Source organism: Lysinibacillus sp. NPDC056959 (genome assembly GCF_042674095.1).
Taxonomy (GTDB): Bacteria; Bacillota; Bacilli; order Bacillales_A; family Planococcaceae; genus Lysinibacillus; species Lysinibacillus zambalensis.
Map to the genome: position 1 here is coordinate 254,520 of NZ_JBHURE010000005.1, position 14,440 is coordinate 268,959.

The following is a 14,440-nucleotide window of genomic DNA, read 5'->3' on the forward strand; positions in this document are numbered from 1 at the left end:
GTGGCAAATAAAAAAGAGCTTCAACCTCGTTGATTGAAGCCCTTACCCGTTATTCTTTTACTCTTACTGCTGTTCCGTATGCTAATACCTCTGATGTGCCATCCATCACAGATGATGTGGAAAATCTTACGCCAACAATGGCATTTGCCCCTAGTCGTCTTGCTTCTTCCTCCATAGCTTGCGTGGCAATTTCTCTGGATCGAACGAGCATTTCTGCATACTCCTTCATCTCTCCTCCGACAATATTGCGAAGTCCAGCTATCATATCACGACCAACATTTCTTGATTGTACTGAATTACCTTTTACTAAACCTATCGTTTCTACAATTTCTTTCCCCGCCAAAGTATCTGTTGTTGATAATAGCATACAGGTCTCCTTCTATTTTTTATATTTTTGAACAGCTTGAACAGCTTCTGCGATGGAAGTCGTAATTACTCCCGTGCGCTTAATTAAACCAATAACAAATAAATTACGATAAACAAACTGATTTTCAATTCCGTCCCGCACAAGTGCCTCTATTTTCATCATATTGTCCCGACCTTGTTGACGAACATCTGTAAAGACACCTACGATTGGACGATCCAGCATCGCAAATGCACCTATTTCTGCTGCTACACCTGAATCAATCTCAACACCATCTAAAACAGCTACTAATACATCGCTATTTTGCAGCATTTCTAAATCTGCTTGTGCAATCGCCAAACTATCCGCATAGGCCGTTTTATCGTTTATCGCATCATTTTCCTGTGGTACATATAATTCAATACCGGGTACTGCCTCTCTAATTGCCGCAGCGAGCTGTTCGTTAACTAAACGATCTCCTAAAGAAAATAATCCATTTGCTAAGTATGCCTTCATGTTAAAACTCCTATTCCAATATTTTTTCAAACACTATTTTATGTTGATCTTTTTTATCCACAAAAGTTGAGACAATATCAAATCCGTGTTTAATATTTGTGATGAGCATTGCTTTTCGCTCATTTCTACCATATGTACGAACTTTTATCAATTATGCCGAGGCATAATTGCGTCCGGAATCGGCTTTGTGCTTAGGCCTGCACGAGGGCCGACACGATGTCGGTCATTTCGGTAATGCCACAGGACGTGGCGCTCTTAGACTAAGTTCCTCTATTTCAGCGAGCGTTTTGATATCCACTGAAAAGCAGCTTAAATCCGCATTCATCTCACCACCTATAGAGATGGGAGAGTTCTGCTGAAAGAAGTTAAAATCAAGTGCCTGTAAGTGTCCATGTTGCAGCCTCATTAATTGACAATTCCTTGACCACGTTTCTTTTCATGGACACCAACCAGCTATAAAAACTCCATCCGGATGTGTGTAGCCTAGTTTAAAGCCTATGATATTCTCATTTTCTACTGCTACTAAACTAATGAGCCCTTCTTTACTTTCAAGTTTTTCTAATGGTAAATTCGCTCCAATAAATACATGTGCATGATTCCTGTAATCGCTTCAACCACTCATATGGAACGCCTTCAATTGTAATTTAACGATCTGCATCTTTATCACCTATCTCAACTGTCATTAATTATAGCAGAAAAAGGTTTTCGGAATTTGGATTACCGGTAAATAAAGAAATGGGTATACACATGCATGTAGTGTGGTTTGCGATAATAGGACAGAGTTATCTCAAACTATGTATCTTTTGATTTGCTGCTTAAATACCTTTTTATCATAAATTTTACGTGGATAGCTTTGTTCTTTTAGTACCTCGTAGAGAACAGATTGGCCTTCCTTGTAAAATACGGTGGGATCCTCGCATTCATCATAAAGTTGCCGTGATAATTGTTTTACTGATTCTATAGTTTCTTTTCCACTGATTCTCCATCCGAATCTAATCATATCGCTCTGATCCATTGCGTCTCGATACGTGTCAAAAACAATACACATATCTAGTTTTTGTTTATTGGAAAACACTAGTACATGACCGGTATGTACAGGCTGTTTATAATAACGTTCGTAAATATCCTCGATTGGTGCACGAATACCAATAGCATTTATAATCGCTTGGAAGTTCGGGTGAGGTATGTATTCATCTTTCCATTCGTCAGGATAATAAACTAATTCTCCAATGGATGCCATTATCCAAAATTCATATTTCAAAATGAATCTCTCCTTTTACAATGAATGTTAAATATGCTATTGCTCAGTTCTGTTCCCATTTCCTAAAAGTAAAGAGCTTCCCCCTTGATAACTACATGATTTCAAGGGAGGGAAAATTAGCTCTAAACGCCAAGTACCCTATACCAATGTTATTTTAGAGAATGGATAATTTCCTTTTCAACTCTATTGTATAAAAATTCTAAGTTAGATTTCCATTCAATCCAGCATTCTGATTCACGCCATAATACAACGATTTCCCTAATACCATCAGCATCTGGAACTTCTGCTCTACTATCATTTAAATATCTTAATATAAACTTCAATGATTCCTCATCCACATTTATTGAGTGTATTTTTTCAAATTCGTCTTCTGCATCATATAATTTCCCTGTATCAAGATACATTACATAAAGCTCTGCAAGCGCCATCGCACTTATATCGAAAAGGAAATCAATTTCATCGAAGCTTTTCCCCAAAAAACCCTCTAGTTTCATCGCATTGATAACCTCTGATAGCTCTATATGATTTGATTCTGCATTATTTTGGATATAGTCCTCTAAAAAATCAACTACATCCAAGCCTTCATCGCTTTCTAATGGCTTATATCCCCATGCTCCTATATTAAAACTCCTTCATATTTTAAATATAACAATCCCTACAAATTTCTTATCCTTCGCGCCGCTAATAACTATGAGAGAAACTAGAAACATAGACAAAAGTCTCCCACTACGAATCCAAAGCACATCATTTGGATTTCAGTTCGTTTTAGTGGGAGACTATTTTTTATCATCCGATTGTTTCCACAACGTTTCCTTGCTGATCTTTAATATATGTTTTTGCAATTTGGATGGAAAGCCCCGGTATAGAGGATACTTCAAACTCTTGTTCTTGCGGCATCAAGCTTTGATGGAGTTCCATAACTGCCTTGTCATTTAAAGTAATGGTAACATCCGTTTCCTCCACGTTATACCCACATTTTTCACCCGGCTCAAATACAACACGGAATTCTTGACTAACTAAGGTTAGGCTTTTCTCTTTTAAAATCCGTCCGCGTAATAGCTTGCCGATTATTCCCGCTTGCTTTGCCCCTAGCGTTAACTTATTAGCTTGTTTGCTGAACAATCCCTTTTTGCCCTGTTCCCAAGCTAGTTGGTCTACGAATAAAAAGCCGGTACTAGAGCCATCTTCCTCCATTCCTTTTTCTACCGCTCCTGCAATGGATAGAATCTGTAAAAGAGATGCACGAGATAAATCAGTAACATAGCTCGGGATATACTCAAGACCTGCATTTAGCACACCCATTGTATTCCACGTTTGCATCGCCTCAAGCTCATCACCTGTAATACCGACCATTTGAATAAACTCTACTTGTCCATTCGGTGTATCAATAGCAGGCAACTCGGGATCTATCGTAAAGGCAAGTGCCGTTAAAAGCGTGTCTGCCCCTTGGCAGATTGGACCATTAGCATCCAAGTAATCACCTGATCTGAAAACATTGCCACTGTTAAACACATATCTTCCCATGTTTTGTAGCAAATTCAACGCCCATGCTGGTGGCTCCACCTCATCTTCTTTTCGGTCAAGACGAAATGTTAACTCAAATCCATATCCGCTGTATCCAGCATTTTCTGATTCTTTCTCATATAACTCGGAAAATCCATAAGTGACAAAATGCCAGTGTGGAACTGGTGTATCACTCTTATAGGCACTGATTCCTTCAAGCGGATCTTCGCCCCCTAATAAATAGGGAATAACGGTTCCATAATGCTTCGGCTCTTGCTCCCCATAAATTTTTAATAATTCCTCATCAATTGCATCCCAGCCAGATGTATTTAATTCTTCACTCATCCATAACGCCCCTTTATGTATTTTTCAACTTCCTTTTAGTGGATGTTTGGACACCCGCTGAAAAGTAACTTAAACTCTATTCATCTCCCAACTATTGAGATGGAAGACTTCTAAAACTGACGTTTCACTTTCGTTACTAATATAATCACTTCAGATTCTACTTTAAAGTATATAATATACTCCAAAGAGAATAATACCCAACTTGTTTACCTTTAATTTTATAACAGAATAGTTTTATGTTCATTAATCGACGAAGGATGTCGAGTAAATTATCGGGACTTAAGAATTATATCCAATGACAATCTGTATCGACCTTGGCCTAGAGTGACCATCAAGTGAAGCCTCGACGATATCTAAATATGCCGAGGCGTTATCAATAGCGAAGGTAAAAAATAATTAAAATGATTCGAGGTTTGTCCTTAACCGTATAACATTGCAGGTGAACGCACACTTTGTAAATAGTCTGCAAGCTTCCCTGCGTATACTTTTTCTAAATAAGGTAATTGTGAAATGCAATGAGGGGTCATTAATGCTGGGTTTTGATAAACATTCAGCCCTCCAACCTTTAAAAGCATCGCCACAAATTGCGAACAAAAATAGGCGCGCTCTCTTCGAACCTCCCTTTGCATCATAACGCCAAAGAGCCCAATAAAATTATATTTATAACGATCGCGATTCCAATACATATAATGTACGATCTTCATCATCTCTAAGTATTGAAAATGGGATATTTTACAACGATAAATGACACAATCAGCTGTTTCAAATAGCCCTCTGACTGCATCTTCTCGTAAAAACCCCCCACTTAAAGGATTGTTTAATTGTCGACGTCCAAAGCTATACATTTCAAAGAGCTCCTCATCAAAAGCAATGGATGCATGATTCATCTCTTTTCCAGTATACATACCTATAGCTTTTGATAATAATGTACCTGTTTTTGTTAATACTATGTAAATGGTGTGTGCCATTTTCTCACCTACTTCAATATTCTTTCCTACTACCAATACGTTTTAAATATTCAATCGGTTTCATTAATTTCCTGTTTTTATAAGTATATATTATGATACTATATTTTTTCTTAGTAAAAACTGAATATTTTCTTAATTTTTCGTAAATGCTTTTAGAGTTTTTTAAACCACCTTTATTTATATGTTTTGAATCGTATTCTTATGTGTGTCACTGAGTACTTGGGTATATGTATGTACGAGAGGAAATGTGATTGTAGAAGGGTGTGATGAAAGTTTGAGAGCTAATTGTTTATTAGATAACTAAAGAAGGAGTGAAGCAGATAACTAATAATGGTCTGTACCCCAATTGTTAGTCACAAGTGGGGCATAATTTCCATGCTATCTATTTTTTCAATTTGCGTTTTCATGCTTGATTATACTTTAATTCTTCACCGTTTCCTGACAATTATTTTGATATATACTTATTGCTTCTTTTAAAAATAGCTGCTCCTGTTCTGTAAAAGGATTTGGAAATTTGAATGTTTCTGTAAATGGTAGCTTTTTTTCAACTAAATCTAAATTCCCTTTCAAGGTTACATTCATAAGCTGTAGAAGTGTTCTAACAGTTTCTTGAGCTTCTTTTGAAGAAGGTATAGCGTCTGTAAACGTTAAATGTTTAATTTCTGATAAAACTTTAGTCCATTTTCTATCTAAATCGATTTCCTCAGATTTATTTATACTAAATAATTCATCAGTTATATCTTTTGAAAAGTGTTCTTTAAACCATGTTTCGGTGTTTTCAGCAAACATTAATTTTTGTAGCATAGAACAAAATATCTCGATATTGATAATTTCTTCGTCTTTCACTGTTTCAATAAGATGGTTTAAATCGGATAATATATTTATGATTTCAAGTTTTTCAGCTTCAAACAACTGTTTTTGATCGTTTAAAGATTTTAAGATACTTTCACCTTTAATCTTGTTTTTTTGCAGCATATCTTTAATTTCCTTTAGCGGCAAGCCTAGAAACTGTAATGACTTAATGTTTTGTAAAGTAGATAGGTCCTCTGTCGAATATAGTCTATGTCCCCCCTCTGTGTAATCACTTGGTTTCAGTAGGTCTATACTGTCATAATAGCGTAGTGTTCTAATACTAACACCAGACTTTTGCACAAGCTCACCTATCGTAAATATACCTTTCCCCACAAATTATTCTCTCCTTAATGATTGACTTTAAAGTATCGTATAACGGGATAAGAAAACTTTTTTCCATTTAAAGTATAAATTGCAGCAACTACTATTAGTATTGTTTCAAGAATAATAAGTGCAAAAGAAATCATTGAAACCGCGCTCCATTTTTTAGAAATAAAAGTTAATAACAAAAAAATCGGGAAGAAAGTAAAGTGAAGGTTCATCCCTTCTTTTGCATGGTCAGCAAAATATTTATTCTTATCCCTCGATACTAAGTATACCAAAATTGGTAAAATAAAGGTTAATAATAGTGAGAACAGGTGCATTAAACTTGCCAATCCTCTATTTAATAAACTCTCTTTTTTCATTGTGCCGTTCCTCCAATAGCTTTTTTGATTGTTACCTTTTGAATTGAGTAACTAAATTCATCATAAAAGGTGACGCTACTAGAGATTCAAGGACAAATTCATTAAATAATTTATATGTAATAAATAGCTGTTGTTATTTTTAGTTTTCCGTATTGTATGATATAATTCATTTACTGACTAACCTAAGCAAGACAATATTAAGCTGTAGCGATGCCGTACGCTACAGCTTTTTTGTCATGAATAAAGACTCACTAAAATTATTCTCCTCCTCAAGGTTTATTTGTTTCCAAATACTCCTCGGCTAGTTGAGGATTTTTGTATATAGCCATACCAGTTTTCAACTTTTTAAAGCCAACCTTTTCATAAAAAGATTCATTTCCTGTTGTTGCAATTAACTGAATACAAGAAACATCCCCTAATTGCTGAATGATGTCATCTATAAGAGTTCTGGCAATCCCTCTTCCTTGATAATCTCTATGTACGACAACATCATAAATAGCTGCAGCAAATCAATTATGCCTCGGCATAATTGCGTCTACAATCGGCTTTGTGCTTGCACAAAGAACTCCTCACCGATTCTATGACATCCGCCGGAGGCTTTAACTTCTTTCAGCTGATGTTTGGACATCCTCTGAAAAATAACTTCAATCCTCTTTCATCTAACCCTACAGAATTGGGGGATTTTTGCTGAAAGAAGTTAAACCATCTGAAAGAGCTCTTGCGAAACCTATAATTTTTTTATCTTTTACTGCGAAAACTTGATGTGTACTTGCATTGAAAACTTTTTTTATTATACGTTCATCATGTTTTATCCATCCTACAGATTGATAAACTTCTTTAAACATTGTTAGCTCAGTTTCCTCTACATCATACTTAAGTAAAACCATTTTCCATCCCCCCCTAATTTTTTAATTCTTTTAGTGTTGATTAACTATATTTAATCATCAAATTAAAGATGATTATACGCCATTTATAAATCAAGCCCATTAACGAACATTTGCTCTTGTATTGAAATGATAAAGAAGGAGGAAATTTTATGCAAAAAACGAACACCATCGAATTAGTACATTTCTCTGAAGAATATGTGGATAGTTTGAATGACTTTGAGCTTCCGGACGAACAAAGTCAATTTACTGCCCTTCCAAAAGAGATTTCTATAGAAATGGTTGGTCAGTATCCGATTGTTATTTTGAGTGACAATGTACCTGTAGGATTTTTTGTCTTGCATGCAACTGATAGAGTAAAAGAATACTCTACTAATCCAAAAGCTATGCTGCTTACTGCATTATCTATTGACCATAAACAACAAGGAAAAGGCTATGCCAAAAAAGGGATGCTTGCACTACCTGAATTTATTAAAAGAAAATTTAAAGATTGTAATGAAGTCATTTTAGTCGTTAATCATAAAAATATTCCGGCTCAAAATTTGTATTTAAAAGCTGGCTTTGTCGATAACCTGGAAAGAAGAATGGGACGTATTGGCGAGCAAATTGTTATGAACCTATACCTTTAATAGATTTTCAAAAATCACTCTTCATGACATGGGTGATTTTTTTGTTCTCCTCTTACAGCATATCTCCTTGTTGATCGTCTATCTGAATGCTGTGGAGTACCTAACAAAAGCTCAGAGAGATAATGCAGCAAACTGGCTTATGAATTGTGGAGTTGATTCTCTAAACACAGCTCATCGAAGAAGGACGTGGGGGATTGTTAAGGGAGGTTTGTGGTAAATCGAAACACTTTATAGCAAGGCAACTAACTATGGTTAGTTGCCTTCTTTTAATATGAGTTGCGATACACACCCTACATGTGTGGAGTGTATGTGGCAAAACATGGATGCTGGTGGGTTTAAGTAATTGGCTAGGTACTACCATAGTAGAACCTAGCCTTTTTATTTATCTTCAAACAATTTTTTACTTCAGCTAACGACCTTGTCGAACCCAAATGTTTTTATTATATCTTTAGATAACCTGTTAGCTATCTCATCCGCCTCAAATCCTTTGATATACAGTACTAGCTATATTATTCTGAATATTTATAAGGAATTCCTCAAGGCCAGTTTTAATTTTATTACTTTTATGCATAACACACCTACATTTATATGTTAAAGTTTTAAATTGCCATGAATTGAGCTCCTCGGTACTATTTAGCTACATATAGAAACAACAAGCTAAAAATTCAAGTAATACACCTATACCAGTAAGTAAAGATATTTTATACTGCGAGTATTTTACTTTCGTATAAGATATTCCTGTATAAAAATAAATCAGCTACCTAACATCGATAAACATTACCAATACTAGACAACTGACTTATCTTAGAAATTTACCCTAAGCTCTTTCGGTATTTTATAAATCCGTAAATGTTGGTGGTTTCTTTTTGAAGCCTTTCGTCGTAATGAAAGCATAGATAAAACCGATTGCAAGCCAGATAAAACCTACCTTCAATGTCATCGGTGATAAATTAATAAATAAGTAGAAACAAATACCAAATCCTAGCCCTGGAATTAATAAGTATCGAATTATTTTCATTTCTTTTTTACGGAAGAAGTAATACACGATCACTGACAAATTGACAAACATAAATCCTGTCAGGCCTCCAAAGTTCATTAATTCTGCTACAAAATTTGCTGATAAAAACAGCGCTCCTAAAACACTAATCACACACATCAATAAAATATTGTATACCGGTGTTTGATATTTTGGATGTAAATGTGTGAAAAACTTTTTCGAAAGTACCTCATCACGCCCCATACTAAACATTAAACGGGATGCACTTGCTTGTCCTGTTAAACCAGCTGTCACTGTTGATACAATAATCGCAACTGTATAAAGAGTTGCAAGAACTGCACCACCTGCTTTTTCCGCTACATCAAATAAAGCCGTATCAGCTGAACTAAAGTTTGTAACATCAGGCCATACGAGCTGAGCTACATATGCTTGCACAATAAAAATAAGTCCTCCGATTAAACAAGCTAAAATAGCTGCCTTCCAAATATCCTCTTTTGGATTGACTGCCTCTTCAGATAGTGTTGTAATCGAATCGAACCCTAAAAATGAGAAGCAGGCCATTGCTGCACCAGAAATAATTGCAGACATAACGAATTTTTCATCGTTGAAAAACGGGACAACAGTAAAGAGCGACGTATCACTTTGCGCACCGACAATTGTCTTTACACAAAAAATCACAAAAATAACGACTACAATTCCCATAAACATAACGAGGATTTGATTTGTTTTTGCTGCGATGCCAATACCTAGAATATTGACTGTAGTTATAATACCTGCAATTAATAACACCCATACCCAATACGGAACAGATGGTATTAATGCATTCGCATATGAAGCACCTACCATGAATACAATGAGTGGCACTAAGACATAATCCATAAACATTGCCCAACCCGCAAAAAAACCTAAATGTGGATTAATTGCACGCTGGGTATATGTGTAAGTTGACCCTCCATTCGGAAAAACAGCAGCCATGCGACCGTAACTATATGCAGAAAACATCATTGCAACCATCGCAATCAAGTAGGCTAATGGCAACATCCCACCTGTAGACTCTGCTGCAAAGCCATAAATATAAGCTGGCGCAATCGGTGTCATAAAAGCAATACCATAAATGACTAAATCTTTTAATGTTAAAACACGCTTTAACTGTGGTGTATGATCATTTGGTGTTTGACTCATAGTCCATTTCCTCTCACAGATTCATTGGTTCGTGTTTTGATAGTTCTTCCGTTACTAAATCAATTACTTCATCTGTACTCATCACTTGGCAATAAATTTGATTCATAATCATAATTTCTGCATCATGAAGCTGTTGCGTTGCAGCTGCACATGCATCTTCAACTAAAATAACTTCAAATCCTGCGTCAGCTAAACTTCGAACTGTTGAAGCAACACATTGATCTGTTACAACACCTGTACAAACTACTGTTTCAATGCCCATATTACGCAGTAAAAATTCATAATTCGTACCACTTAATACGCTATCTGTCGTTTTATTTACAACAATTTCGTCATCAAGAGGCTTTAATTCATCCACCATCTCCGCTCCTGGGTCACCGATTGGCAATAAAATATTGTTCCATCCTGTCCGGCGTTGTACAGGAGAACGATCTCTTCCATCTTTATGATGGCAAGCAATGCGACCAAATGTTACTTCTAATTTATTAGTACGGAAAAAATCTAAAAGCTTTTTATTGTTCGGGATCGTTAAATTGTCGATACGATCAAAAAAGTATTCCCACTGATCAAACATGCCCTTTTCTCTTGCAACCTGCGCGTCTAATCCGTCTCGGCTAATAAACTGATGTTGCATGTCTACTATTAGTAATGCTGTTTTATCAGGGTTCACGTTTATTTTTTGACCGTCAGTCGGTAAAAATTCATAGTATAATGTTGATGTATTATCCATAAAATCCCCCCAAAATACCTCTAATTCTAAAATGTATAGACAAATAAAATATAGACTCTTTGTGCAAAAGAATCTGTCTAACACAAAAATGACCTACTCATTTCTAGAAACTTAAAATGAATCGACCATTTAAAATTCCCACTGTTTGTCTAAACAGAGATAGCACAACTTCATAAACACGTATGTTTACGAAGGCAGTCCTGCAACTATTCGCTACAGCCCCAGTATATGATGGCGAGAACTCATCACATGCTTCGGCGACACTTCCTTCTACCAAACTTCTTCATCTTCTCGGACTCCATTAGGTACTGTTAACCGCCGCGCCTCTACACCATTATTAGAAAAGTGTGAATTATTTGATTATTTGAAATAATTATATTATTGCGTTTTTTATATGTCAACTTAAAAATCTACTATATTTTATAAGATTTATTGCGCTCAACCACAAAAAAATGACATTCAAAACACTTTAAACAATAACTATTTACAATAAATACAACAATACATCAACAATTGTATAAGCATTTAATTATTCACCTCTTGATTTTTCATCACCTATAAACCGTTCCCTTCTTAACGTTCACGATTCACAATATAATTCATAAATTACCCCAGCGATAATTTTGATTTTTTCGCTGAGTTTGCACGGCATCCCCCCCTTTAGGATATTTTGAGCTACCGTATTTAGCGTTACCCAAATCATAGTGGATTCATGATCCCGGGGGCGACTAACGCCGTAAACAATTGTTCGAAGAAGGAGGGATACCCACACGCAATTTTTTTAAAAATTTTTGTCCTATAGAAAAAAATCATCTAACACATAGTAAAAAACTTCTCAGAAAAACAAACTTCTAATTAAGTAGTCTATTAATACACAAAAAATGCCCTACTTATATTACCAGCTATAAGTAAGGCACCTCTAAAATTATATTCAGTTTTATTGAGCATATACATTTCCTTCTACGCTACTACTTAAAACATCATGATATTAAACAGTAATAAAAGGTCGCAGCAGCAGCACAACCACCTTCTCTAATAGGCAATCCCTTTTTGATAAGCGACTCTAGTAAGTTGAAGAATTATTTTCCATTATGTATCTAAGTTTGATTACCTCTAGTCTTTCTTTTTTCTAGTTTTCTCCTTTTTGATTCTTTTACATAATTAATATAGTTCCCTGTTCCTTCTATTGCTGAAACTGCAATGATAGCCCATTCTAGTGCATTAACAGCTCTTAGCAATTCCTTTCCATAGAATAATGTAACGTTAGCAATAAACCCATAGAGAAGTGCTTTAGAAAAATACTCCTAAATAGGAAAATACTTTTTCTTGTAGGGATAGTTTTATATCTATTGGCTATCAAGCGTAAAGTGGCGGACAAGCGTAATTTCCAAAATTGCACTAAATGGCATTTGCAATGCCTTGAACATTGTGAAGCCTTACTGATTAGTAGAAATTGAATTTTGAAAGGATTATTATACGAAGGAGTAAAATGAATTCAATTCTTATCGTTTTCTATCGTTGTCTCAATAACCGGAGAAAGCCCATAAACCTTGATATATAAAGGTTTAGTGAATTAACATTACCGGCTGCGTTCTCAGAAAGTGGAGATGAAAATGTTACTATATCCATACCTTTTGTTTCATCACATATATTTCATTATTTAATTGTAAGTTATGCGGATAAAAAATCATCTTTCTCTCACACTAATAGTGGAGGTGAGATGATCATGGGTAATAATAAACATAAGAATAATAAAACTCAAGACAACAAAAAACAGCAGAATCAAAATCAAAATGCTAACAGAGAACGTAAAAATGAAAACAGAGAAGAGTTCGCTGAAGAAGTAGATTTCAGTAGTATTCAAAATGAAAATAAACGTTAATAAATTTCAACTCCCAATATTCACCTTAGAAAAAGGTGTGTATTGGGGCTTTTTTTCTGTAAACATCGACTTTGATCCATCTCTTTCGATTTCTTAAAATAAAAAAACCCGGAAATAATTCCGGGCTAATTACCACTTACTTTTCCTCCATGACACACACTGTCTCGCTTTTCGCATTCGATCTTAAGAATAACCTAAGACAACCGTGCTTTAGCTTTCAGTTGATGGTTATTCAGAGTAAACGATCAATCGTACTCATCGGGTTAACCCTCCCAGTCATATTGGTTGAAGTGAAAATCTTTAATAGTATAGATTAATTATTATTTTTTATACGCTTTTTTGAAAAAAATCAATATGTTCTTTTGGTCCCCAATGTTATGCCTGTTACGAAGTTTTTTTTAATTGATTGGGTATATTCGCAGCTTGTGCTGTGGCTTTAGAATAAAGATTGATTTAAATATTTCCGTCAACCTTTATTTATCAGCAAATGCAAAAACTCCATTTTGGAACTAGAGATTGATCAAAAAGGAGTTAATCTTTCTAACTAAGTATGAGATTTTATTCTACTTGACAATTCCTTTCAATAGAATGGTAGTTTCACCTTTTTTATGATATGAATTTATCTACTACCAAAGACGCTGCACAATAAATGTCTACTGGTATCCATAAGAGCCATCCTATCATCCAGTTTAATTTTATATATACATTAGGTGGTATTATTTTCAATGATATTTTTGTATTTCCTACGAGTTCATTATTTTTTCGTACCCCTTCAGAAATATTCTCAACCTTCAGTTCTGCTTGAGTTAAATTAGGATTAAGAAAATCAACCTCTAAAAATGCGTATTGAGGATTTGAAATCGACAATTTTACACTCCTTCGTTTCATCCTAATTCCTTAATAAATCAATTAAAAGCTTAATTTCACGTGGCATTTGGTCTATTATATTCACAAGATAATAACAACATGCACTATTAATTTACAAAGTTTTGCAATAAGTGCATCAACATGTCGATTATTGAAGTAAATTTCTAAAGGGGGTTTTTGGTTTTAATTATTCCTCCAATTAGTTTACATAATATCCAATCAATCCTCTTTTTGGCAAGCTCTCTCTCATGGTAACTCTCTTGCTTCCGCTCCGTAAGAAGTTTAAACCGATCGGTAACATGCTGTACACCCCCACACCGTTCGAATTCTGCAAAGCAAAAACTTGAATTAAATGGACAAATGCCAGATGAAATCTTAAAGAACTCCGTACAAGAGACTGGCAGCTTAGAACATTTAGAAGAATTTTGGAAAGATGTCCTGATTCGGGTTGGACAAGAAATTTCTAAACCAAGCTTCGAAACGTGGATAAAGTCTACAAAATTACTGTCCTACAATAGTAGTGACTCAACTGTGACGATTTCTGCGCCAAATTCGTTTGCTCGAGACTGGCTTGAGAATCACTATATGCATTTGATTAAATGTATATTAACGGAACTTGCAGGTGAAGAGTTGCTTATTAACTTTGTTGATCAAAAAAACAGGACTGATTTCGATTTACTTAAGACGAACTAACTAAGCAAAATCGAGTAGGAGGGAGTGGTTAACTCCCGACCTCTCACACCACCGTACTTACGGATCCGTATACGGCGGTTCCATGAAGTCTGACGAACAGCG

The 14,440-nt window shown here is 35.2% G+C and carries 16 protein-coding genes, 1 pseudogene and 1 riboswitch; of the genes and pseudogenes, 3 read left to right on the plus strand and 14 right to left on the minus strand.

The window, feature by feature from the left end; genetic code table 11:
- Window positions 1-49 precede the first annotated feature (49 nt).
- The 11 genes from ACFTQ7_RS09090 to ACFTQ7_RS09140 all read right to left on the minus strand — a co-directional run bounded on the left by ACFTQ7_RS09090 (window position 50) and on the right by ACFTQ7_RS09140 (window position 7,361).
- Entirely contained in the window at window positions 50-367 is a 318-nt protein-coding gene (locus tag ACFTQ7_RS09090; RefSeq protein ID WP_386828229.1) for a YbjQ family protein, read from the minus strand.
- A gap of 12 nt (window positions 368-379) precedes the next feature.
- Entirely contained in the window at window positions 380-859 is a 480-nt protein-coding gene (locus ACFTQ7_RS09095; protein WP_323645644.1) for a nucleoside 2-deoxyribosyltransferase, read from the minus strand.
- Between the two features lie 223 nt (window positions 860-1,082).
- Complete coding sequence (locus ACFTQ7_RS09100) at window positions 1,083-1,265, minus strand: hypothetical protein (RefSeq protein ID WP_386828230.1); 183 nt, start codon at window positions 1,263-1,265, stop codon at window positions 1,083-1,085.
- 381 nt (window positions 1,266-1,646) lie between these two features.
- Complete coding sequence (locus ACFTQ7_RS09105; RefSeq protein WP_386828231.1) at window positions 1,647-2,120, minus strand: hypothetical protein; 474 nt, start codon at window positions 2,118-2,120, stop codon at window positions 1,647-1,649.
- 149 nt (window positions 2,121-2,269) lie between these two features.
- Window positions 2,270-2,740, minus strand: a complete 471-nt coding sequence (locus ACFTQ7_RS09110; RefSeq protein ID WP_386828251.1) for a DUF4259 domain-containing protein — start codon at window positions 2,738-2,740, stop codon at window positions 2,270-2,272.
- Window positions 2,741-2,906: 166 nt separating this feature from the next.
- Window positions 2,907-3,968, minus strand: a complete 1,062-nt coding sequence (locus tag ACFTQ7_RS09115) for a suppressor of fused domain protein (RefSeq protein ID WP_386828232.1) — start codon at window positions 3,966-3,968, stop codon at window positions 2,907-2,909.
- Window positions 3,969-4,387: 419 nt separating this feature from the next.
- Complete coding sequence (locus ACFTQ7_RS09120) at window positions 4,388-4,936, minus strand: hypothetical protein (RefSeq protein WP_386828233.1); 549 nt, start codon at window positions 4,934-4,936, stop codon at window positions 4,388-4,390.
- 420 nt (window positions 4,937-5,356) lie between these two features.
- Complete coding sequence (locus tag ACFTQ7_RS09125) at window positions 5,357-6,121, minus strand: MerR family transcriptional regulator (RefSeq protein WP_386828234.1); 765 nt, start codon at window positions 6,119-6,121, stop codon at window positions 5,357-5,359.
- A 14-nt stretch (window positions 6,122-6,135) separates the two neighbouring features.
- On the minus strand, window positions 6,136-6,474 hold the full coding sequence (locus tag ACFTQ7_RS09130) for a magnetosome magnetite crystal formation protein family (RefSeq protein ID WP_349658200.1): 339 nt from the start codon (window positions 6,472-6,474) through the stop codon (window positions 6,136-6,138).
- A 269-nt stretch (window positions 6,475-6,743) separates the two neighbouring features.
- Window positions 6,744-6,971, minus strand: a complete 228-nt coding sequence (locus tag ACFTQ7_RS09135; protein ID WP_386828252.1) for a GNAT family N-acetyltransferase — start codon at window positions 6,969-6,971, stop codon at window positions 6,744-6,746.
- Between the two features lie 168 nt (window positions 6,972-7,139).
- On the minus strand, window positions 7,140-7,361 hold the full coding sequence (locus ACFTQ7_RS09140) for a hypothetical protein (RefSeq protein WP_386828235.1): 222 nt from the start codon (window positions 7,359-7,361) through the stop codon (window positions 7,140-7,142).
- Between the two features lie 149 nt (window positions 7,362-7,510).
- Here ACFTQ7_RS09140 and ACFTQ7_RS09145 point away from each other — a divergent pair, with 149 nt between their 5' ends.
- Window positions 7,511-7,987, plus strand: coding sequence for a GNAT family N-acetyltransferase (locus tag ACFTQ7_RS09145; RefSeq protein WP_386828236.1), 477 nt, complete (start codon window positions 7,511-7,513; stop codon window positions 7,985-7,987).
- 835 nt (window positions 7,988-8,822) lie between these two features.
- On the opposite strand, the gene ACFTQ7_RS09150 is transcribed toward ACFTQ7_RS09145, so the two are convergent.
- Both ACFTQ7_RS09150 and ACFTQ7_RS09155 read right to left on the minus strand, forming a co-directional pair.
- A complete protein-coding gene (locus tag ACFTQ7_RS09150) occupies window positions 8,823-10,166 on the minus strand; it encodes an APC family permease (protein ID WP_386828237.1) in 1,344 nt (447 codons plus the stop codon).
- Between the two features lie 13 nt (window positions 10,167-10,179).
- Window positions 10,180-10,896 carry a cysteine hydrolase family protein gene (locus ACFTQ7_RS09155; protein ID WP_386828238.1) on the minus strand — a complete coding sequence of 239 codons (717 nt, stop codon included), beginning with the start codon at window positions 10,894-10,896 and terminating at the stop codon, window positions 10,180-10,182.
- Window positions 10,897-11,048: 152 nt separating this feature from the next.
- Window positions 11,049-11,233: riboswitch (Lysine riboswitch) on the minus strand.
- 1,389 nt (window positions 11,234-12,622) lie between these two features.
- Between ACFTQ7_RS09155 and ACFTQ7_RS09160 the strand changes: the two genes are divergently transcribed.
- Entirely contained in the window at window positions 12,623-12,778 is a 156-nt protein-coding gene (locus ACFTQ7_RS09160; RefSeq protein WP_170938954.1) for a hypothetical protein, read from the plus strand.
- Window positions 12,779-13,384: 606 nt separating this feature from the next.
- On the opposite strand, the gene ACFTQ7_RS09165 is transcribed toward ACFTQ7_RS09160, so the two are convergent.
- On the minus strand, window positions 13,385-13,645 hold the full coding sequence (locus ACFTQ7_RS09165; RefSeq protein WP_386828239.1) for a hypothetical protein: 261 nt from the start codon (window positions 13,643-13,645) through the stop codon (window positions 13,385-13,387).
- A 360-nt stretch (window positions 13,646-14,005) separates the two neighbouring features.
- On the opposite strand from ACFTQ7_RS09165, the pseudogene ACFTQ7_RS09170 reads away from it, so the two are divergent.
- Window positions 14,006-14,323, plus strand: a pseudogene (locus ACFTQ7_RS09170) (DnaA N-terminal domain-containing protein); the annotation flags it as partial.
- Between the last annotated feature and the right edge of the window lie 117 nt (window positions 14,324-14,440).